The following is a 20,075-nucleotide window of genomic DNA, read 5'->3' on the forward strand; positions in this document are numbered from 1 at the left end:
GCAAGATTTTTTCGAGTGTCGAAAAAATCTTCACGTGTTGACCGGAGCGCTTGTCCGGCGGCACGATTGCCGGGATATCTTCGCCGCCTCTGTCGCAGGCAGAGGCGGGGGAGCAAGAAAGACCGTCGCCGCCAGGCCTGACGGACATGGGAGGAAACATGTATCTCGGCCTCGATCTCGGCACGTCGGGCGTCAAGGCGCTGCTGATCGATGCAAAGCAGAGCATCGTCGGTTCCGGCCACGCGTCGCTCGACGTGTCGCGCCCGCATCCCAGCTGGTCCGAGCAGAACCCGGCCGAGTGGATCCGCGCCTGCGAAGCGGCGATCGCCGAGCTGCGATCCGCGCATGCGAAGGAGCTCGCGGCGGTCAAAGGCATCGGCCTTTCCGGCCATATGCATGGCGCCACCCTGCTCGACGCCGCCGACCAGGTGCTGCGCCCCTGCATCCTGTGGAACGACACACGCAGCCACGCCGAGGCGGCCGCACTCGACGCCGACCCGCGCTTTCGCAAGCTGACCGGCAACATCGTCTTTCCCGGCTTCACCGCGCCAAAGCTCGCCTGGGTGAAAAACAACGAACCGGCTGTTTTCGCCAAGGTGGCAAAGGTCCTGCTGCCGAAGGACTTTTTGCGGCTCTGGCTCGCCGGCGAGCATATTTCGGAAATGTCGGATTCGGCTGGCACGTCGTGGCTCGACGTCGGCAAACGAGCCTGGTCCGCCGAACTGCTCGCCGCCACGTCGCTCGACGAAAGGCAGATGCCGTCATTGGTCGAAGGCACGGCAAAGGCCGGTACCTTGCGCAGCGAACTGGCTACGAAATGGGGTATGCAGGCGGGCATCCCGATCGCCGGCGGCGCCGGCGACAACGCAGCCTCGGCCTGCGGCATGGGCACGGTCGGCGCCGGCCAGGCTTTCGTCTCACTCGGCACGTCCGGCGTGCTTTTTGCCGCCAACGCGGCCTATCTGCCCAACCCGGAAAGCGCCGTGCATACATTCTGCCATGCCCTGCCCGGCACCTGGCATCAGATGGGCGTCATCCTGTCGGCAACCGATTCGCTCAACTGGCTATCGGCAATCGCGGGCAAAGGTGCTGGCGAGTTGACCGCCGAACTCGGCGATGCGCTGCAGGCGCCGACCGGTGTCTCCTTCCTGCCCTATCTCTCAGGCGAACGGACGCCGCACAATGATTCCGCCATTCGCGGCGCGTTTACGGGGCTTGCACACGAATCCGGCCGCGCGGCGCTGACCCAGGCCGTGCTCGAAGGCGTCGCTTTCGCTTTCCGCGACAGCCTGGAAGCTCTGGCCAAGGCCGGCACGACGCTGACCCGGGTGACGGCGATCGGCGGCGGCTCGCGTTCGCGCTACTGGTTGAAGGCCATCGCCACCGCGCTTGGCCTGCCCATCGATATTCCCGCCGACGGCGATTTCGGCGCCGCGTTCGGTGCGGCCCGGCTTGGCCTGATCGCGGCGACCGCTGCCGATCCGCGCGCCGTGTGCACGGCGCCGGCGACGGACGCCACGGTCGAGCCGGTCGCCGCCCTCGGCGACGCCTATGCGCAGGCCTATCAGCGCTACCGCCAGCTTTACCCGGCGATCAGGACTGTAACCGCGTGAGCTGGCGCTTACCCCCCTCTGGCCTGCCGTCTTTGCCACCATTTGGCATCTCCCCCTCAAGGGGGGAGATCGGCAGCGTCGACGGCTATGCAAGTCTTGCAAGATCGGTGATTGGCGAAGGCGGAAAGGCCAGCCAATCTCCCCCCTTGAGGGGGAGATGCACGGTAGGGCAGAGGGGGGTGCTTGGCCCCCACTTTGCCGAAATTTCCTCACTGTGCCGGCACCTTGTCGAGAAAGCCGGTGACGCTTTTCAGCCGGCCATTTTCGATGACGCCGATATCGGTGCCTTCGATGACGGGCTCGGTGCCGTCCGGCCCAAGGTTCCACGAAAAGCGGATGGCGTCAGCGAAGCCGTCCGGCTCGCCTTTCAGCGAGAACCTGAAGCCGGTAAAGCGCTGCTGCACGCCTTCGATCAGCGCGGCGATGCCGTCATGGCCGTCGCCCTGCATGATCGGATCGCGGTAGCCGACATCCTCGGTGAAGGTCGTCTTGAGCAAGGCTTTCCTGCGCGCGGCGTCACTCTCGTTCCAGGCGGCGATGTAGTTTTCGGCAATGGTGTTGAGGTCGGTCATGGTCTGTCTCCTTCGTTGGATGCTCTTGACATGAGCCTTTTCGACCAAGCGCCAGCGCGAAACCAATTACGCTTGAGGTAATCAGGCCGAACCATGCGAGAGGAAAAGAACATGACGAGCAGTTTTTTCGGCGACATCCAACAGATCAAATATGAGGGACCGGATTCGACCAATCCGCTGGCCTACCGGTTCTACAATCCCGACGAGATCGTCGCCGGCAAGCGGCTGGAAGACCATCTGCGCTTTGCCGTCGCCTACTGGCATTCCTTTGCCTGGCCAGGCGGCGATCCGTTCGGCGGCCAGACGTTTGACCGGCCGTGGTTCCCCAAGGCCGGCGGTACCGACACGATGGAGCTGGCCAAGCTCAAGGCCGACGTCGCCTTCGAGATGTTTTCGCTGCTGGGCGCGCCTTATTTCTGCTTCCACGATGCCGATGTGCGGCCGGAGGGCCGGGACTTTTCCGAAAGTGCGGCGCGGCTCGACGAGATCGCCGATTATTTCTCGGGAAAGATGAAGCAGACTGGCGTCAAGCTGTTGTGGGGCACGGCCAACCTGTTCTCCAACCGCCGCTTCATGTCGGGCGCCGCCACCAATCCCGATCCGGACGTCTTTGCCTATTCGGCCGCGACGGTGAAACACTGCATCGACATCACCAAGCGGCTGAACGGCGAGAACTACGTGCTGTGGGGCGGCCGCGAGGGCTATGAGACGCTGCTCAACACCGACCTTGCCCGCGAGCAGGAACAGGCCGGCCGCTTTCTCAATCTGGTCGTCGACTACAAGCACAGGATCGGCTTCGAAGGCACCATCCTGATCGAGCCGAAGCCTCAGGAACCGACCAAGCACCAGTATGATTACGACGTCGCCACCGTCTATGGCTTCCTCAAGCGTTTCGGACTGGAGAACGAGGTCAAGCTCAACATCGAGCAAGGCCACGCCATCCTGGCCGGCCATTCGTTCGAGCATGAACTGGCGCTGGCCAATGCGCTCGGCATTTTCGGCTCGATCGACATGAACCGCAACGACTACCAATCGGGCTGGGACACCGACCAGTTCCCAAACAATGTACCGGAGATGGCGCTCGCCTATTATCACGTACTGCAGGCGGGCGGCTTCAAGACCGGCGGCACCAATTTCGACGCCAAGCTCAGGCGCCAGTCGCTCGATCCGCAGGATCTGCTGATCGGTCATATCGGCGGCATGGATTGCTGCGCTCGAGGCCTCAAGGCAGCGGCACGCATGGTCGAGGACAAGGCGCTGTCGGCGCCGCTCGCCGAGCGCTATGCCGGCTGGGATTCGGCCGAGGCCAAGGCGATGCTTGCCGGCAAGCGCACGCTGGAGGAAATTGCTGATCGCGTCGTCAAGGAGAAGATCGAGCCGCAGCCCCGATCCGGCCGCCAGGAACTGCTCGAGAACATCGTCAACCGGTACGTCTGAGGCGTGCCGTTTCGCGGCCGCATTTTCAGCGGCCGCGGATAAAGGCGGCTTCCGCGGGGCTGAAACCGACAAGGTTTGCCCCTGCGAAACTTTCGGTCTGCTTGCTGACCGGGCCTGGCATTTGCCCTAGCCGTGATCGAGGCCTCTCAAATAGGCGCAGAACATGTCGGCCATGGCGTCGGCGTAGGCTTCAATCTCCGTGGCGGTTCGAGGCGCCTCCGAGAACTGCTTCCCCACCGTGCTCAGCGTCGTCATGACGAGGTCGCCGGCCAATTCGCGGGTCACTTGCGCGGCGTTGGGCAACGCCTCCTGCATGAAGAGCTGGATGGTGCGGTCTCCGGACGCCCTTGCCGCCCGCGCCTCAGGCGCGTCGCGGTAAAGCGGTGCGGCGTCGTCGAGCGCCACACGCACCGCGGCCTCGTCACACTCCGAGCGGAGGAAGGCGTGGACCAGGCCACGCAGCCTTTCAAGCGGCGGTTTCCTGATATCCTCGAGGATGTCGCGCAGCAAATCGGTCGTCTGCCGCCATTCGTCACTCTGGAGCCGGAACAGGATCGCCGCCTTGTTCGGAAAATACTGATACAGCGATCCGACGCTGACACCGGCCTTCTCGGCCACCCGCGCCGTGGTGAAGCGCTGCGCGCCTTCCCTCGCCAAAACCTGAACAGCAGCCTCCAAAATCGCAGCAACGAGCTCCGCCGAGCGGGCCTGCTTGGGCTGTTTTCGCGAGGAAATCCGCGGACTTCGGTGATCGCTCATTGAGAGGCGCGCCAATGCGATTGGTGAATGCGAATGATTAGTCGTATTTTAAATGCCGCACAAGAACGCATTCAATTTTGACTGGAGACCAATATGACCACACTGACGACAACGCCGCTGGCGCCCCTGCTGGACCGCCTGTTCGAGGAAGCCGCTGCGGCAACGAGCCCTGCCGTGGCGGAGCTCTCCGCCGAGGAGCGGAGCCGCTTCATTCGGAGCAAGACCGAATACCTCGATTTCTACGGGCGGCTAAAGGATCTCTGGCTTCCCGTTTCGCGAGAGACCGGCATGCTGCTCTACATGCTGGCACGGAGCAGCGGCGCCCGGACGATCGTCGAATTTGGAACCTCGTTCGGCATCTCGACCCTGCACCTTGCCGCAGCCTTGCGGGACAATGGCGGCGGCCGCCTGATCACCAGCGAGTTCGAGCCATCCAAGGTGGCGCGCGCCAGGAGCAACCTAACAGCAGGCGGTCTCATCGACATGGTGGAAATCCGAGAGGGAGACGCGCTGCAAACATTAAGCGTCGATCTTCCCGAAACGGTCGACCTGCTGCTGCTCGATGGCGCCAAAGCGCTCTATCCCGAGGTCTTGACCCTAGTTGAAAGTCGCCTCAGGCCGGGCGCCTTGGTCGTTGCCGACAATGCCGATCTTTGCCCCGAATACCTCTCGCGGGTGCGCTCGACCGGAAGCGGCTACATGTCCACGCCGTTCGGCGAGGATGTCGAACTGTCCATGCGGCTCGGCTGACGCACCGCCTGATCTGTCGGAAAGATCGTGCCCAAGATGGGCGGCGGCGGACAAAACTTTGCCCGGCATCGCCCATCAATCGCCTCGCTCTTGCCTTCAAACAGCCGTCACGGAGTTCCTATAGTGTGGTTCGTGGCGGGAATCAGAAAGAAGGAGGCGAAACGATATGCAGCACGAACGCGAAATCGACGCCCTGCTCTCATCTGGCGAGGCCGGATCGATCATCGACCGGCTGATGGCGCTGCCGCACCCTAAGCATGGTGCGCTGAGTGCAAACGAATGGGATCGCGCGGTCGCCAGCCGCTTCGAGACCCATCTGGCGAGACAGATGCGCTCGCAGATCGACGGCAACAGCGTCCGCCAAGACGCTGCCTGATCCCCACTATCTCAGGCGCAGCCTGACCGGCGCTTCGCCGAACGCTCTTGAAAACGCTCTGGAAAATGCCGCGGCGGACGAAAACCCCGTTCGCCCGGCAATGTCCGCCATGGCGATGCGCGTATCGACCACCAGCCGGCGCGCGGCGCCGAGGCGCAGCCTGAGATAATAGGCGCCCGGCGTTTCGCCGATCGACTTGCGAAAGATACTTTCCAGCGTCCGCGCCGTCACCCCGGCGCGCTTGGCCACGGCGGCGACAGTCAGGGGCTGGTCGACATGCGCTTCCATCAGCCGGATGGCTTGCGCGAGCCTGGGATCGTAGCCGTCAAGACGGCCGAGCGAGACCAGCGGCTGCGCGTCCGTCGCGGCGCGCGCCTGGTCGTAGATGAAGACGCTCGCGACATCGAGCGCCACGGCCATGCCGAGCCGCGTGCGGATCAGATGCAGCATCAGGTCGAAAGTCGGTGAGGCACCGCCGGAGGTGAATACGGGACCGTCGATGACGTAGCGGTCGGGGCGCACGTCTACGCCGGGAAAGGCCGAAGAAAAATCCTCCATATCCTCCCAGTGGGTGGTGGCGCTGCGCCCCTCCAGCAAGCCCGCGCGCGCCACCAGCCAGGTGCCGGCCTCGACGCCGCCGCAGGCGCGTGCCGCGCGCGCCGCCCGGCGCAGTCCGGAAAGCAAGGCTGAAGTGGCATAATTCTGCGTGCCGAAGCCGGCGACGACGACCAGCATGTCGGTTGTGTCAGCCGCATCGAAGCGGCCGCTGACCGCCACCGGCAGGCCGCATGTGGTGACCGGCGCCTCGCCTGTGACCGAGACCAGCCTGAAATCGAACAGGGTCTCACCGGCAATACGGTTGGCGGCGCGCAACGGATCGACAGCCGACGCAACACACATGATCGACGAGCCGGAGAATACCAGCAGCGTCACCTTGAGCGACAAACGTTCGGCACGAAAGATCGTCGGTTTTTCGGTTTTGGTCACATGATCTTCGTAAAACGCAAAACAGTTTCCGGCAAGTCAGGCATTCTTGCCCTATGTTCTATTGGGAGAGAGTCCGATGCCGTTAGGGATGAACCGTGAGGTCTTCATTACCTGTGCCGTGACCGGGTCCGGCAGTTCGCAGGACCGCAGCCCGCACGTGCCGCGCTCGCCCAAGCAGATCGCCGATTCGGCCATCGAGGCGGCAAAGGCAGGGGCTGCGATCGTGCACTGCCATGTGCGCGATCCCGAGACCGGCAAGCCTAGGCGCGACGTGCATCTCTACCGCGAGGTAACCGAGCGCATCCGCGCGGCAAACGTTGATGTCGTTTTGAACCTGACCGCCGGCATGGGCGGCGACATGGTATTCGGCCCGCCGGAAACCCCCCTGCCGCTGAACGAAAAAGGCACGGATATGGGCGGTGCGACCAACCGCGTGGAACATGTTCGCCAGTGCTTGCCGGAAATCTGTACGCTCGACTGCGGCACGATGAATTTCGCCGAAGCCGACTATGTCATGACCAACACGCCCGGCATGCTGCGCGCCATGGGCGGCATGATGACGACGCTCGGCGTCAAGCCGGAGATCGAGGCCTTCGACACCGGGCATCTGTGGTTTGCCAAGCAATTGGTCGAGGAACAAGTGCTGAAGCCGGACGCGCTGGTGCAATTGTGCATGGGTGTGCCGTGGGGGGCGCCGGACGACCTCAACACCTTCATGGCCATGGTCAACAATGTACCGTCGACCTGGAACTGGTCGGCGTTCGCCATTGGCCGAAACCAGATGGCCTATGTCGCTGCCGCGGTGCTGGCCGGCGGCAATGTCCGTGTCGGGCTGGAGGATAATCTCTGGCTCGACAAGGGGGTGCTGGCGACCAATGCGCAGCTGGTCGAGCGGGCGGTCAGTATCGTGTCGAATATGGGCGCCAGGGTCATCGGCCCGGATGAGGTGCGAAAGAAGCTGAACCTGACGAAGCGCGCACCGCTTTGAGCAAGGGCGGGAAGAACCCGGTTGGGAGGAGCCGCCGATGAAGACCGTGAAGTTCACCGCCATGAAGGACGGCGACCGCGAGGATTATGCCTTCCTCACCGAGCATGAGATCGACCATGCGGCAAAGACCGGCGAGCGTCTGCTCGACGCGCTTGTCCAGCTCGACGAAGGGCTGTCGGGCTACAAGATCACCCGGCTCGGCCATTCGCTGCAGGCGGCGACGCGGGCCTGGCGCGACGGCGCCGACACCGACTGGATTGCCTGCGCCTTGCTGCACGACATCGGCGACATCTACGCGCCCTATAATCACGACGAATATGCAGCGTCGATCCTGAAGCCTTTTGTGCGCGAGCAATGCACCTGGGTGGTGGAAAAGCACGGCGACTTCCAGCGCCTCTATTACGCACATCACCTCGGCGGCAACCCGCACGCCCGCGACCGCTTCGCCGGGCACATTTATTTCCACGATTGCGATGAGTTTTGCGAGCGCTGGGACCGGTCGAGCTTCGATCCCGACTACGAGACATTGCCGATCGATTTCTTCCGGCCCTTGGTGCTCGAAGTGTTCGCGCGCAAGGCCTATGACGCGTCCGTGATCCGTGCCGGCGAGCGTGTCGCCCTCACCGACCCCGCAACAGCCAGCACAAGAACCGGAGCCTCCGCATGAGCATCATCAACAAGGCGGCAGCCGTCGGCGGCGGCGTCATCGGCGCCGGCTGGGTCGCGCGGCTGCTGCTCAACGGCATCGACGTGTCGATCTTCGATCCCGACCCCGAGGCGTCACGCAAGGTCGGCGAGGTGATGAAGGGAGCGCGACGCGCCTACAAGCAGATGCTGCCCGGCGGCCTGCCGAAAGAGGGCAAGCTCACTTTCGCCAAGACGATCGCCGAGGCGGTCGCCGATGCCGACTTCATCCAGGAAAGCGTGCCGGAGCGGCTCGACCTCAAGCACCGCGTGCTGGCCGAGATCGACCTTTATGCGCCGGCCAACGCCATTGTCGGCTCCTCCACCTCCGGCATCAAGCCGACCGACATGCAGGTGGCGATGAAGAAGCATCCGGAGCGGTTGGTGGTCGGCCATCCGTTCAACCCCGTCTATCTCTTGCCACTGGTCGAAATCGTCGGCGGCGAACAGACCTTTCCCGAGGCGATCGAAGTCGCCAAGGAGATGTATGCCTCGATCGGCATGAAGCCGGTGGTGATCCGCAAGGAGATCGAAGCCTTTGTCGGCGACCGCCTGCTCGAAGCGGCCTGGCGCGAGGCGCTGTGGCTGGTCAAGGACGGCATCTGCACGGTCGAGGAGCTTGACGACATCATGCGCTATGGCTTCGGCCTGCGCTGGGCGCAGATGGGCATGTTCCAGGTCTATCGTGTCGCCGGCGGCGAGGCCGGCATGCGCCACTTCATGGCGCAGTTCGGCCCGTGCCTGAAATGGCCATGGACCAAGCTGATGGATGTGCCGGAGTTCAACGACGAATTGGTCGAGCTGATCGCGACCCAGTCGGACGACCAGGCGCACGGTCTGTCGATCCGCGAACTCGAAAAGATCCGCGACGACAATCTGGTCGCGATCATGGAGGCACTGTCGAAGCAGAACAAAGGCAAAGGCTGGGGCGCCGGCGCCCTGCATAAGGACTATACCAGGCAGCTGGCCAAGCTTGCGGCGAAGAAGCCCACCGCCTCCAAGGCTGCCGAGAAGGCCAAGGCTGAAAAGCCGAAGAAAAAGAAGAAAGGCTGAGACCATGGATTTTGGTCTTTCGGAGGAACAGAAGCTCATCGTCGAGACGACGCGGGCCTTCGTCGAGAACGAGCTTTACCCGCATGAGCGCGAAGTGGAGCGCACCGGCGTGCTGCGCCGTGAGCTGATCGAGGAGATCAAGGCCAAGGCGATCGAAGCTGGTCTCTATGCCGCCAACATGCCGGCCGATGTCGGCGGCGCCGGGCTCGATACGGTGACCTGGCTGCTCTATGAAAAGGAGCTCGGCCGCGCCAATTACGCGCTGCACTGGACCTGCGTGGCGCGGCCTTCCAACATCCTCCTTGCCGGCACGCCGGAGCAGCGCGAGAAGTATCTGTTCCCGTGCATTCGCGGCGAAAAATGGGATTGCCTGGCAATGACCGAGCCGGGCGCCGGCTCCGATTTGCGCGGCATGAAGGCAACCGCCGTGCAGGACGGCGACGACTGGGTGCTGAACGGCACCAAGCATTTCATAAGCCACGCCGACCTCGCCGATTTCGCCATCGTCTTCATGGCCTCGGGGGAGGAAGAGTCTTCGCGTGGAAAACGCAAGAAGATCACCGCCTTCTTCGTCGACAAGGGCACCAAGGGCTTTACCGTGCGCGACGGCTACCGCAACGTCTCGCATCGCGGCTACACCAATGCCATCCTCGAATTCGACGATTGCCGTCTGCCGGCCACTCAGGTTCTGGGCGAGGTGCACAAGGGCTTCGACGTCGCCAATTCATGGCTTGGCGCGACGCGCCTGCAGGTCGGCGCCACCTGCCTCGGCCGCGCCGAACGGGCGCTTGGCCACGCCATCGAATACGCCGCGCAGCGCCAGCAATTCGGCCAGCCGATCGGCAAGTTCCAGGGCGTGTCGTTCAAGCTCGCCGACATGGCGACCGAGCTGAAGGCCGCCGACCTGATGGTGTTCGAAGCCGGCTGGAAGTACGATCAGGGCACCGTCACCGATCAGGACATGGCCATGGCCAAGCTGAAGGCCACCGAGATGCTCGCCTTCGTCGCCGACGAGGCGATCCAGATCCATGGCGGCATGGGGCTGATGGACGATCTGCCGCTGGAACGCATCTGGCGCGACGCCCGCGTCGAGCGCATCTGGGAAGGCACCTCGGAAATCCAGCGCCACATCATTTCGCGGGCGCTGCTGCGCCCGTTCGGGGGCTAGAGCATGATCCCAAAAAGTGGAATCCGGTTTTTGGAAAAGATCATGCTCAAACGAAAAGATGACGATGCACAAACTTGAGCGGCTTTTGCGCCCACGAACGATCGCAGTCTTCGGTGGCGTGCAGGCTGCTGCCGTCGTCGCGCAGTCGATCAAGATGGGCTTTGCCGGCGAGATCTGGCCCGTGCATCCGAGCAAGGACGAGGTCGCCGGCCGCAAGGCGTATCGCTCGGTGGCCGAATTGCCCGGTGCGCCGGATGCCGCTTTCATCGGCGTCAACCGGCACTTGACCATCGAAGTGGTCAAGGCGCTGGCCGAGCGCGGCGCCGGCGGTGCGGTCTGCTTCGCCGCCGGCTTCCTCGAAACCGAGGCCTATGACGAGGACGGCGAGCGGCTGCAGGCCGAGCTGGTCGCGGCGGCGGGTCCCATGCCGATCATCGGGCCGAACTGCTATGGGCTGATCAATTACGCCGACGGCGCGCTTTTGTGGCCCGACCAGCATGGCGGCATCAGGCTGCCTGAAGGCGGTCGCGGCGTTGCCATCATCACCCAGTCGTCGAACATCGCCATCAACATGACGATGCAGAAGCGCGGCCTGCCGATCGCCTTTCTGATGACCGCCGGCAACCAGGCGCAGACCGGGCTTTCCGAAATGGCGCTCGGCCTGATCGAGGACGACCGCGTCACCGCGCTCGGCCTGCATATCGAGGCCTTCGACTCGGTAGCCGGCTTCGAAAGGCTGGCGGCACGGGCACGAGAGCTGAAGAAGCCTGTTATCGCCATGAAGGTCGGCCGCTCCGAGCAGGCGCGGCAGGCGACCGTCTCGCATACCGCGTCGCTGGCCGGCTCGGACGCAGCGTCCGGCGCGTTCCTGAAGCGGCTCGGCATCGCCCGCATCGATTCGATCCCGGCCTTCATCGAGGCGCTGAAGCTGCTGCACGTCACCGGTCCCCTGCCCGGCTACCGGCTGTCGTCGATGAGCTGTTCGGGCGGCGAGGCGTCCGTCATGGCCGACAGCGCCGAAGGCCGCTGGGTGACCTTTCCGCCTCTCACCGCCGAGCATCGCATTCAGGTCAAATCGACGCTCGGCCCGCTGGTCGCGGTGGCCAACCCGCTCGACTACCATACCTTCATCTGGAACAACGAGCCGGCGATGACCGCCACCTTCACCGCCATGGTGTCTGGCGGCTTCGACCTCAACATGCTGGTGCTCGACTTTCCGCGCCCCGACCGCTGCTCCGACACCGACTGGTGGGCGACGCTGCGCGCCTTCGAAGCGGCGCTGAAGACCAACAGCGCGCAAGGCGCGATCGTCTCCTCGCTGCCGGAGAACCTGCCCGAGGAATACACTGCAGGGCTGATGGCGCGGGGCATGGTGCCGCTGTTCGGCATTTCCGAGGCCATGGACGCCGCCCAGGCGGCAGCCTTCATCGGCTGGGCGTGGCGCGAGCCGCTGGCGCAGCCGATCGACACCTCGGCGTCTGGCGCGCCGGCCGGCGACCATGTCACCCCGGACGAGGCGGAGGCGAAAGCGCGGCTCATCGAGGCCGGGCTCCCGGTGCCGAAGGGCGAGCGCGCCGGCAACGCGGTCGAGGCTGTGATCTCCTCGATGGCGCTCGGCTTCCCGGTAGCGCTGAAGGCTCTTGGCGTCATCCACAAATCCGAGCTCGACGCGGTCCGGCTCAATTTGAGGGATGCCGAATCCGTCAGCACCGCCGCCCATGATCTCGGCCCGCTCGGCACCGGCCTTTATGTCGAGCGCATGGTGCGCGATGGCGTCGCCGAGCTGCTGGTCGGCTTCACCCGCGACCCGATGTTCGGCGCGGTGATGACGCTCGGCACCGGCGGCGTGCTGGTCGAGCTGTTGCGCGACAGCGTCACGCTGATGCTGCCGGCGACCCGTGACGACATCGAGGCCGCTTTGCGCGGGCTGAAACTGTTCCCGCTGCTCGACGGCTATCGCGGCCGGCCGAAGGCCGATGTCACGGCGGCAATAGAGGCGATATCGGGCATTGCCGGCTTCGTGCAGCAAAATGCCGGCGAGATCGAGGAACTCGACATCAATCCGCTGATCGTCTGCGCCGAGGGCAAGGGCGCCTGGATCGCCGATGCGCTGCTGGTGCTGGGAGGCAAGAAGAATGGCTGAAATCATCACCACCCGCCGCGAGGGCACGATCCTCGAAGTCACGCTCGACCGGCCCAAGGCCAACGCCATCGACCTGAAGACGTCGCGGCTGATGGGCGAGACGTTCAAGGCGTTCCGCGACGATCCCGAGCTGCGCGTCGCCATCGTCAAGACCGCCGGCGACAAGTTCTTCTGCGCCGGCTGGGACCTGAAGGCCGCGGCCGGCGGCGACGCGGTCGACGGCGACTATGGCGTCGGCGGCTTCGGCGGGCTGCAGGAACTGCGCGACCTCAACAAGCCGGTGATAGCCTGCGTCAACGGCATGGCGGTCGGCGGCGGCTTCGAGCTGGCGCTGTCCTGCGACCTCATCTATGCGTCGGACCACTCCTCCTTCGCGCTGCCCGAAATCCGCGCCGGCACGCTGGCCGATGCGGCGACGATCAAGCTGCCGAAGCGCATCCCTTACCATGTCGCAATGGACCTTCTGCTCACCGGCCGCTGGATGGATGTCGCCGAGGCGCATCGCTGGGGCCTGGTCAACGAGGTGCTGCCCAAGGAAAGACTGGAGGACCACGTCTGGGAGATCGCGCGGCTGCTCGCCAGCGGCCCGCCGCTGGTCTTCGCCGCGATCAAGGAGACGGCTCGGGTCGCTGAATCGCTGACGTTCCAGGACGCGATGAACCGGGTGACGCGCCGGCAGCTGCCAACGGTTGACGCACTCTACGGCTCGGAGGACAATCTCGAGGGTTTTCGCGCCTTCGCCGAGAAGCGCGACCCGGTGTGGAAGGGGAAGTGACGCTGCGGAGATGATGGCGATCCTTCACACCCCCCTCTGCCCTGCCGGGCATCTCCCCCGCAAGTGGGGAGATCGGATGTCGCATCGGATTTCGCCAATTTCCAGCGTTGCAGGACAAGCGGCAAGGCCAAAGCTGCCGATCTCCCCCCTTGCGGGGGAGATGGCCGGCAGGCCAGAGGGGGGTGTCCAAGCTCAACCTTGGCGGCCCATTCGGCGCCCATGACCAACTACAAAACCCTCATCGACGCCGAGACCTGGGCCTTCATCGAGCGGACCAATTCCTATTATCCACCCGATACGATCGACTACACCATCGCCGAGCAGCGCGAGATCTATAACCAGATGTGCCGCGAGTTCTTTGCCGGCTATCCCCAAGGCGTCACGGCGGAAACCACCGCCATTGCCACACCCTGGCACATCCCGATCCGCGTCTACCGCGCCCCGGCGCCGGAAACAGCGGCGATGGTGCTTTATTTCCATGGCGGCGGTTTTGTCCTCGGCGGGCTCGATAGCCATGACGACCTCTGCGCCGAGCTTTGCAGCCGCACCGGCTACGAAGTGGTTTCGGTCGACTACCGGCTGGCGCCGGAACACCTTCATCCGGCCGCCTTCGACGATGCCATCAGCGCCTTCGAATGGGCGTCGACCACCTACGAGCGTCCTATCCTGCTGTGCGGCGATAGCGCCGGCGGCAATCTCGCCGCCGCCGTCAGCCACGCGACGCGCGGCCATGCGCGCAAGCCGATCGGCCAGATTCTGGTCTATCCCGGCCTTGGCGGCGACAGCTCCGCCGGCTCCTACGTCCCCCACGCGGAAGCGCCGATGCTTAACGTGCGCGACCTCGTTTTCTACAGGGACATCAGGACCGGGGGCGAGGACCGCACCGGCGATCTCACCTTGTCGCCGCTCGCCGACGCCGACTTTGCCAATCTGCCGCCCACCGTCGTGATCACCGCCGAATGCGACCCGCTGTCGTCGGACGGCGAAGCCTATCGCGACCGCATCGTTGCCGCGGGCGGACGTGCCTGGTGGCTCGAGGAGCCGGGGCTGGTGCATGGCTATTTGCGCGCCAGGCACACGGTCGGCCGCGCCCGCTCGAGCTTTACCCGGATTGTCGATGCAGTGACGGTTCTGGGGAAGGGCGAATGGATCTGGTGAGGGATGTCCTCCTCACCCCGACGGGCTTTTATCCGCCGGGATAGCTCTACTTGCGGCTGCGTCGCCGCCCGGAAACCCGCCTCAGCCAAGGCCCCAAATGAAAGGCGCTCATCAGCAGGTACATCGGGACCATGCCGCCCAGCGGTGAGGTCTCTTGCCCGGTCGAGCACATCATATCCGGCGCGCCGCCGAGCAGTGTCAACAACGCCATGGTTGCGAAGGTCGGCGCGGCGGCGAAGGACAGCCAGTCGGCTGCGCCAAGGGCGGCCGGGCTCGCATCGCCGCCGGATCCGCCTGCATGAATCTCGCTCATGTCCGTTGTCCCTGGTAGTGAGCGGGATGCGTTCGAATGAACAGCGCATCCCGCTCCTCCATTTGTCTTAGCCGCATTTCTGCGACGCCAAAGATGTTCTATTCGGTGCGATTCCGGAACGCGGCCTCTCCGGCGTCCGATATCTCGACCCATTTTTTGTCGGGGACGGCTTCGGCGCCGTAATTGTCGTGCCAGTTCCACCACTTGTATGTCGGCGTCTGCGGATAGCCCTCGGGCGAATCCTCCCAAACCTCCTGGCGGCCGAGCGGCGTCAGGTCGAGGTAGCTCCATACGGTCCCCATCGCCTCGTCGCCGCGGTTGTTGATGAAGTAGGTGCGGAACACGCGATCGCCGTCGCGGATGAACACGTTGTGGCCGTGCCACTCGTCAACGCCGAAATCAGCATCGAAGCTGTCGGTGATGGTGTACCAGGGCATCTTCCAGTCCATCCGCGCCTTTAGCCGCGCAATGTCGGCCTGCGGTGCGCGCGAGGCGTAGGCAAGCGTGGTGTCGCGCGCGTTCAAATGGGCGAGATTGCCGACCTGATCCGCCCCCAGCGAACAGCCGCGGCAGGCGTGATCGGGCCAGCCAAATACGCCGGGCTCGAAGAAGGCACGGTAGACGACCAGCTGGCGGCGGCCCTCGAACAGGTCGAGCAGGCTCACCTTTCCGTCAGGCCCTTCGAACATATAGGACTTCTCCACCGCCACCCATGGCATCCGCCGGCGCTCGGCGGCCAGTGCGTCGCGAGCCCGGGTCATGGTCTTCTCCTTCACGAGCAGCTGCTGGCGCGCGGCCTCCCATGCGTCAGGCGAAACGACCGGTGGTGTCTTCATCGCGAGCCGCGTCGCCTGCTCGCCTGTGCCATTCTGATGTGCCGTCATTGTGCATCTCCCTTGCTGGTCGCCGCACCGGCGCGACGTGTTGGGTCGTGAGATAGGATAGGGGTGATAGCGGATTGGCGAGAGTGACAAGTGTGACGCGATTCCGACGGGTTCGCTGATCACGGCCAATTTCGCCGCCCGCGACGCCTCTGCGCTCATTCGCGCCCGGACTGCTGAATGGGCCGTGCGCCGGCCAGGTAGCGGTCATTGTCAAACGGCTCGGCCTGGTTGCTTTCCGGGCTCCACAGCTGCCGGTGGGTTCGTGTGAGATCGCCGAGGTAGACATGCAGCGCACCCGATCGCGCGCTGCCGGTATTCGCAACCGCATGCACGGTATTTGAGGCCATGTGCACCACGGCAGGCGCTGCGATGTCCTGCCTTTCCGGGACATCGAGTTCGCTGCCGGCAACAGGATAGATGAAGTTCGTCTCGCTGCCCTTGTAGATGCCGATCAAGGCATCCATCAGGTGGTTATGAGGCGGGTACTGCAGGCCGGGCGACAGCGTGATGTGATAGATCGTCAGGTTAGGGCTCGCATGCAGAAGCACCTCGTCGTCGTCTTCTTCGTGAGCGAGTGTTCCCGATGCGTGAAAACGGTTCGTGTAGTCGCCCAGGACCGTCCTTACCGCTTCGAGGGGATCTGGGCCTCTCGCGGCATTGACGATATCATCGGCAACGGCGTAGAGAGGTGAGTTGGCGGCTAAAGGCATATCAGTTATCCTCCCTGAGATGCTCAGATTATCAATCTGATGTGCTCACGCTAGCGAATGCTGAGGCCAGCGTCAACGGGACAGCCAGACGGACAGAATATGAAAACGACGAAGTTGACCGCCGAACCGGCAGGGCCGGCCACGGCCGAGGCGACAGCACTGTCAGCCGCCGACGTCCTTCGCAGGGAACAGGCATATGAGCAGCTGAGGAACGACATCATAGCCTGTGTGCTGCGCCCCGGCGAAGCGCTCACCGAGAAACAGATCGGCGATCGATACCTGATCAAAAAGGCTACCATCCGCGCGGCGTTGGCCCGCCTGATGCAGGAAGGGCTGGTCAGGAGCGAGCCGCGCCGCGGCTACGTCGTTGCGACGCTCAGCCTGCGCGACGTCAACGAGATCTTCGATGTCCGCAGCTTGATCGAACCGGAAGTGTTCAGGGTGGCGGCATCGAACATGACCGAGCGCGGGCTCGAGGATGTTAGGCTGGCAGCGCAAAAAGTGCTGAAGCCGGAGACGCTACGCAGCCACATTGCCTTCCTTGCGGCCGATCGTGCTTTTCGCCTGGCCCTTGCGGAGCTCTCGGGAAATTTGCGGCTGGCGCATCTCCTGGACCAGATACTCGACCAGTCGGCGCGGGTTCTCCACCTCGGCTTCAAGTCGCGCGACTTCACCCAGTTGATCATCGCCCAGCAAAAGGAACTGGTTCTTGCCTGCGAGGCAGGCGACGTTTCCGCCATCGTGAAACTTGCCCGTGCGCAGTGCCTGTTCCTCAAGAAGCAGGTGCTCGAGGCTTTGCTTGCCGGTTCCAAGCTTCAAGACGTCAATTTGCAACCCTTCGCCTAAAGCGCCTTGTTTCACCCCACCGCTCGCGCCGCTGCCCGTCCGGCACTGCGGCCGGAAAAGATGCAGCCGCCGAGAAACGTACCTTCGAGCGCTGCATAGCCGTGCATGCCGCCGCCGCCGAAACCGGCTGCCTCGCCCACCGCGTACAGCCCTTCGACCGGTTGGCCGCCGGCGCCCAGCACGCGGCTGTCGAGGTCCGTCTCAAGCCCGCCGAGCGTCTTGCGGGTCAGGATGCCGAGCCTGACCGCGATCAGCGGGCCATTGGCGGGATCGAGCAGCTTGTGCGGCCTTGCGGTACGGATCAGCCGGTCGCCGAGATAGGCGCGCGCGCCGCGCAGCGCGGTAATCTGCATGTCCTTGGAGAACGGATTGTCGAGCTGCCGGTCGCGAGCGCGGATTTCGCGCTCGACCTGCGCCAGTTCGAGCAGCGGCTCGCCGCCGGCCAGTGCGTTCATGCGGGCGACCAGCGCCGGCAGTTCGGCCTCGACGATGAAATCCTCACCCTTCTCCATGAACGCCTTGACCGGCGCGGGCACGCCGCTGGTGGCACGGCCAAGCACCTGGCGCCAGCTCTTCCCGGTCAGATCGGGGTTCTGCTCGGAGCCGGACAGCGCGAACTCCTTCTGGATGATCTTTTTGGTCAGGATGAACCAGGAATAGTCGTATCCGGTGCTCATGATGTGGCTGAGCGTCGCCAGCGTATCGAAGCCGGGATAGAGCGGCACCGGCAGGCGTTTGCCGCGCGCATCGAGCCACAGCGATGACGGGCCGGGCAGGATGCGGATCGCATGGTCGGTCCAGAGCGGCGCCCAGTTCCTGATGCCCTCGACATAGTGCCACATGCGGTCGCGGTTGATGAGCCTGCCGCCGGCAGCCTCGGCGATCGCCAGCATGCGGCCGTCGACATGGTCGGGAACGCCGGTGATCATGCGTTTTGGCGGCGAACCCAGCCGCTGCGGCCAATTCTCCCGGACCAGCTGGTGATTGGCGCCGATGCCGCCGGAGGCGACGATGACGGCCTGCGCCTTCAACTCGAAATCGGCTGTGATCTCGCGCGAGCTCTTGCGACCGCGCTCGGCATCGCTCGCCGCCAATACGTCGCCGCGCACGCCGTCGACGACGCCGCCCGTCCGGGTCAATTCGTTGACCCGGTGACGGAATTTGAAGTGGATCAATCCGCGCTTCTCGGCCTCGCGCACGCGCTGCACGAACGGTTCGAGCACACCAGGCCCGGTGCCCCAGGTGATGTGGAAGCGCGGCACCGAATTGCCGTGGCCGGCGGCATTGCCACCGCCGCGCTCGGCCCAGCCGACCACCGGAAAGAATTTCAGGCCGCGCTGCCCGAGCTAGGAGCGCTTCTCGCCGGCGGCGAAGCCGACATAGGCCTCAGCCCAGCGGCGCGGCCAGAGATCTTCCGTGCGGTCGAAGGCTGCAGTGCCCAGCCAATCCTCGAGCGCCAGCTCATACGAATCGCGGATGCGCATGCGCCGCTGTTCGGGCGAATCGACAAGGAAGATGCCGCCGAGCGACCAGAACGCCTGGCCGCCAAGCGACTGCTCCGGCTCCTGCTCGACGATGATGGTCTTCTTGCCGGCCTCAGTCAGTTCGGCCGCCGCGACAAGACCGGCAAGGCCGGCGCCGACAATGATCACATCCGCGTCGTTTGGCATCTATTTGGCCATGATCTCGTCCAAAAACCGGTCCCTCATTTTTTGGGATCATGGCCGGCCTAGACTGTCTCCCAGCCTTCCTTCTCGCCGGCGCGGAAGATGGCATCGATGACCTTCTGGTTGAGCACCGATTCTTCCAGGGTGAAAACGCGGTCCTTGCCGCCCTGTGCCGCCCGCGCGAAGGCCTCGACTTCCAGCCGGTATTGCTGCGTGCCGGGAAAGCGGAATACCTGCGCCTCGCTGTGGTTCTGGTTGTGCAGCTCGACGCGGTGATGGTCATAGAGCCCGGCGTTGAACGGTGAGAACACCTCGATGAATCCCTTCTCGCCGTGGAACACCATCACCTGGCGTGCCGCCATCTGCGTCGACAGGTAAAACGACAGCTCGAAATCGCCGAAATCGGCGCGGATCGAGGAATAGATGTCGGTGCCGAACGTCTTGTCGCGCTCGATCGTCGCCTGGACGCGCAGCGGCTCCTTGCCCGTCGAAAAGCGTGTCGACACCGTCGGGTAGACACCGATGTCGGGCAGCGCGCCGCCGCCGAGATCGAGCTTGTTGCGCATGTTGTTGGGGTCGACATTGTAATAGGAGAACGCGCCCTGGACATGGCGCAGCCGGCCGATGGCGCCGTTGGCGATCAGCTCGCGCACCTTGATCCATTGCGGATGGTAGACGACCATGAAAGCTTCGCAGACCAGCACCTTCCTGGCATCGCGCAGCTTGATCAGCGGCGGAATATCCTTGGCATCGAGCGCCAGCGGCTTTTCGACCAGAACATGCTTGCCGGCCTCGATCGCCTTGGCCGTCCATTCGACATGCTGCGAGGTCGGCAGCGGAATGTAGACGCCGTCGATGTCGCTGGAGGCGAGCAGCTCCTCATAGGAGCCGAAAGCGTGGCGCGCGCCGAAGCGTTCGCCCAGTGCCCGGGCTTTCGACAGATCGCGGCTGGCGATCGCCGACAGCACGCCGTTCTCCGCCTCGACGATTGCCGGCAAAAGCTGCTCGCGGCCGATCTTGGCCGTCGACAAAACACCCCATCGGAACATCAGATTTCTCCTCTCGATTGCAGGCCTGGAGGTTTGCCCTAATTCAGGAGAAAAGCCAATGCGGGAGCCTGGCGGCGAACAGGGCGATCATCTGCGGCTTTTCCGGATGCCGGCGCTGCCCTTGCGGGGGCGACGAACCCAGG

Annotated in this window: 19 protein-coding genes and 1 pseudogene; 12 read left to right on the top strand and 8 right to left on the bottom strand. The window is 64.2% G+C overall.

The genetic code is table 11. The features are described from left to right. Positions 1-158: 158 nt before the first annotated feature. Positions 159-1,613, top strand: a complete 1,455-nt coding sequence (gene xylB / locus NKH91_RS13620; RefSeq protein WP_352847730.1) for a xylulokinase — start codon at positions 159-161, stop codon at positions 1,611-1,613. Between the two features lie 209 nt (positions 1,614-1,822). Here xylB and NKH91_RS13625 read toward each other — a convergent pair whose 3' ends face one another. After that, positions 1,823-2,185 carry a nuclear transport factor 2 family protein gene (locus tag NKH91_RS13625; protein ID WP_352847727.1) on the bottom strand — a complete coding sequence of 121 codons (363 nt, stop codon included), beginning with the start codon at positions 2,183-2,185 and terminating at the stop codon, positions 1,823-1,825. Positions 2,186-2,296: 111 nt separating this feature from the next. Between NKH91_RS13625 and xylA the strand changes: the two genes are divergently transcribed. Beyond that, a complete protein-coding gene (gene xylA / locus NKH91_RS13630; RefSeq protein WP_352847725.1) occupies positions 2,297-3,622 on the top strand; it encodes a xylose isomerase in 1,326 nt (441 codons plus the stop codon). 126 nt (positions 3,623-3,748) lie between these two features. Here xylA and NKH91_RS13635 read toward each other — a convergent pair whose 3' ends face one another. Continuing rightward, the gene (locus NKH91_RS13635; protein ID WP_352484707.1) at positions 3,749-4,381 is read right to left on the bottom strand and encodes a TetR/AcrR family transcriptional regulator; all 633 of its coding nucleotides are present in this window, start codon (positions 4,379-4,381) and stop codon (positions 3,749-3,751) included. A gap of 93 nt (positions 4,382-4,474) precedes the next feature. Here NKH91_RS13635 and NKH91_RS13640 point away from each other — a divergent pair, with 93 nt between their 5' ends. Both NKH91_RS13640 and NKH91_RS13645 read left to right on the top strand, forming a co-directional pair. Then, on the top strand, positions 4,475-5,131 hold the full coding sequence (locus tag NKH91_RS13640; RefSeq protein WP_352847722.1) for an O-methyltransferase: 657 nt from the start codon (positions 4,475-4,477) through the stop codon (positions 5,129-5,131). Between the two features lie 166 nt (positions 5,132-5,297). After that, positions 5,298-5,507: a hypothetical protein gene (locus NKH91_RS13645; RefSeq protein WP_023718320.1), complete on the top strand. Its 210-nt coding sequence runs from the start codon at positions 5,298-5,300 to the stop codon at positions 5,505-5,507. Between the two features lie 6 nt (positions 5,508-5,513). Here NKH91_RS13645 and NKH91_RS13650 read toward each other — a convergent pair whose 3' ends face one another. Continuing rightward, on the bottom strand, positions 5,514-6,494 hold the full coding sequence (locus tag NKH91_RS13650; RefSeq protein WP_352847719.1) for a GlxA family transcriptional regulator: 981 nt from the start codon (positions 6,492-6,494) through the stop codon (positions 5,514-5,516). A gap of 76 nt (positions 6,495-6,570) precedes the next feature. Here NKH91_RS13650 and bcoG point away from each other — a divergent pair, with 76 nt between their 5' ends. The 7 genes from bcoG to NKH91_RS13685 all read left to right on the top strand — a co-directional run bounded on the left by bcoG (position 6,571) and on the right by NKH91_RS13685 (position 14,463). Beyond that, complete coding sequence (bcoG, locus tag NKH91_RS13655; protein ID WP_352847717.1) at positions 6,571-7,482, top strand: 3-dehydrocarnitine:acetyl-CoA trimethylamine transferase BcoG; 912 nt, start codon at positions 6,571-6,573, stop codon at positions 7,480-7,482. 37 nt (positions 7,483-7,519) lie between these two features. Then, positions 7,520-8,149 (top strand): HD domain-containing protein, encoded by a 630-nt coding sequence (locus NKH91_RS13660; RefSeq protein ID WP_352847714.1) that lies wholly within the window; start codon positions 7,520-7,522, stop codon positions 8,147-8,149. After that, positions 8,146-9,219, top strand: coding sequence for a carnitine 3-dehydrogenase (locus tag NKH91_RS13665; protein WP_352847711.1), 1,074 nt, complete (start codon positions 8,146-8,148; stop codon positions 9,217-9,219). The genes NKH91_RS13660 and NKH91_RS13665 overlap by 4 nt, the downstream gene beginning before the upstream one ends. A gap of 4 nt (positions 9,220-9,223) precedes the next feature. Continuing rightward, positions 9,224-10,387, top strand: coding sequence for an acyl-CoA dehydrogenase family protein (locus NKH91_RS13670; RefSeq protein ID WP_023718315.1), 1,164 nt, complete (start codon positions 9,224-9,226; stop codon positions 10,385-10,387). Between the two features lie 64 nt (positions 10,388-10,451). Next, the gene (locus NKH91_RS13675; protein ID WP_352484700.1) at positions 10,452-12,530 is read left to right on the top strand and encodes an acetate--CoA ligase family protein; all 2,079 of its coding nucleotides are present in this window, start codon (positions 10,452-10,454) and stop codon (positions 12,528-12,530) included. Beyond that, positions 12,523-13,305 (top strand): carnitinyl-CoA dehydratase, encoded by a 783-nt coding sequence (locus NKH91_RS13680; RefSeq protein WP_352484699.1) that lies wholly within the window; start codon positions 12,523-12,525, stop codon positions 13,303-13,305. Before NKH91_RS13675 ends, NKH91_RS13680 begins: the two co-directional genes overlap by 8 nt. 219 nt (positions 13,306-13,524) lie before the next feature. Further along, positions 13,525-14,463 carry an alpha/beta hydrolase gene (locus NKH91_RS13685; protein ID WP_352847709.1) on the top strand — a complete coding sequence of 313 codons (939 nt, stop codon included), beginning with the start codon at positions 13,525-13,527 and terminating at the stop codon, positions 14,461-14,463. A gap of 46 nt (positions 14,464-14,509) precedes the next feature. On the opposite strand, the gene NKH91_RS13690 is transcribed toward NKH91_RS13685, so the two are convergent. From NKH91_RS13690 to NKH91_RS13700, 3 genes are all read right to left on the bottom strand, one after another. After that, positions 14,510-14,776 carry a hypothetical protein gene (locus tag NKH91_RS13690; RefSeq protein WP_352495233.1) on the bottom strand — a complete coding sequence of 89 codons (267 nt, stop codon included), beginning with the start codon at positions 14,774-14,776 and terminating at the stop codon, positions 14,510-14,512. Positions 14,777-14,874: 98 nt separating this feature from the next. Then, positions 14,875-15,660: a DUF899 domain-containing protein gene (locus tag NKH91_RS13695; RefSeq protein WP_352484694.1), complete on the bottom strand. Its 786-nt coding sequence runs from the start codon at positions 15,658-15,660 to the stop codon at positions 14,875-14,877. A gap of 155 nt (positions 15,661-15,815) precedes the next feature. Further along, positions 15,816-16,370 carry an autotransporter gene (locus tag NKH91_RS13700; protein ID WP_023718309.1) on the bottom strand — a complete coding sequence of 185 codons (555 nt, stop codon included), beginning with the start codon at positions 16,368-16,370 and terminating at the stop codon, positions 15,816-15,818. 99 nt (positions 16,371-16,469) lie between these two features. On the opposite strand from NKH91_RS13700, the gene NKH91_RS13705 reads away from it, so the two are divergent. Further along, the gene (locus NKH91_RS13705) at positions 16,470-17,216 is read left to right on the top strand and encodes a GntR family transcriptional regulator (protein WP_352847704.1); all 747 of its coding nucleotides are present in this window, start codon (positions 16,470-16,472) and stop codon (positions 17,214-17,216) included. An 11-nt stretch (positions 17,217-17,227) separates the two neighbouring features. Here NKH91_RS13705 and NKH91_RS13710 read toward each other — a convergent pair. Further along, positions 17,228-18,886 (bottom strand): annotated as a pseudogene (locus tag NKH91_RS13710) (FAD-binding dehydrogenase). 59 nt (positions 18,887-18,945) lie between these two features. Then, complete coding sequence (locus NKH91_RS13715) at positions 18,946-19,932, bottom strand: Gfo/Idh/MocA family protein (protein ID WP_352484691.1); 987 nt, start codon at positions 19,930-19,932, stop codon at positions 18,946-18,948. Between the last annotated feature and the right edge of the window lie 143 nt (positions 19,933-20,075).

Origin of the sequence: Mesorhizobium sp. M0894 (assembly GCF_040319725.1) — a bacterium.
In the GTDB taxonomy this organism is placed as follows: domain Bacteria; phylum Pseudomonadota; class Alphaproteobacteria; order Rhizobiales; family Rhizobiaceae; genus Mesorhizobium.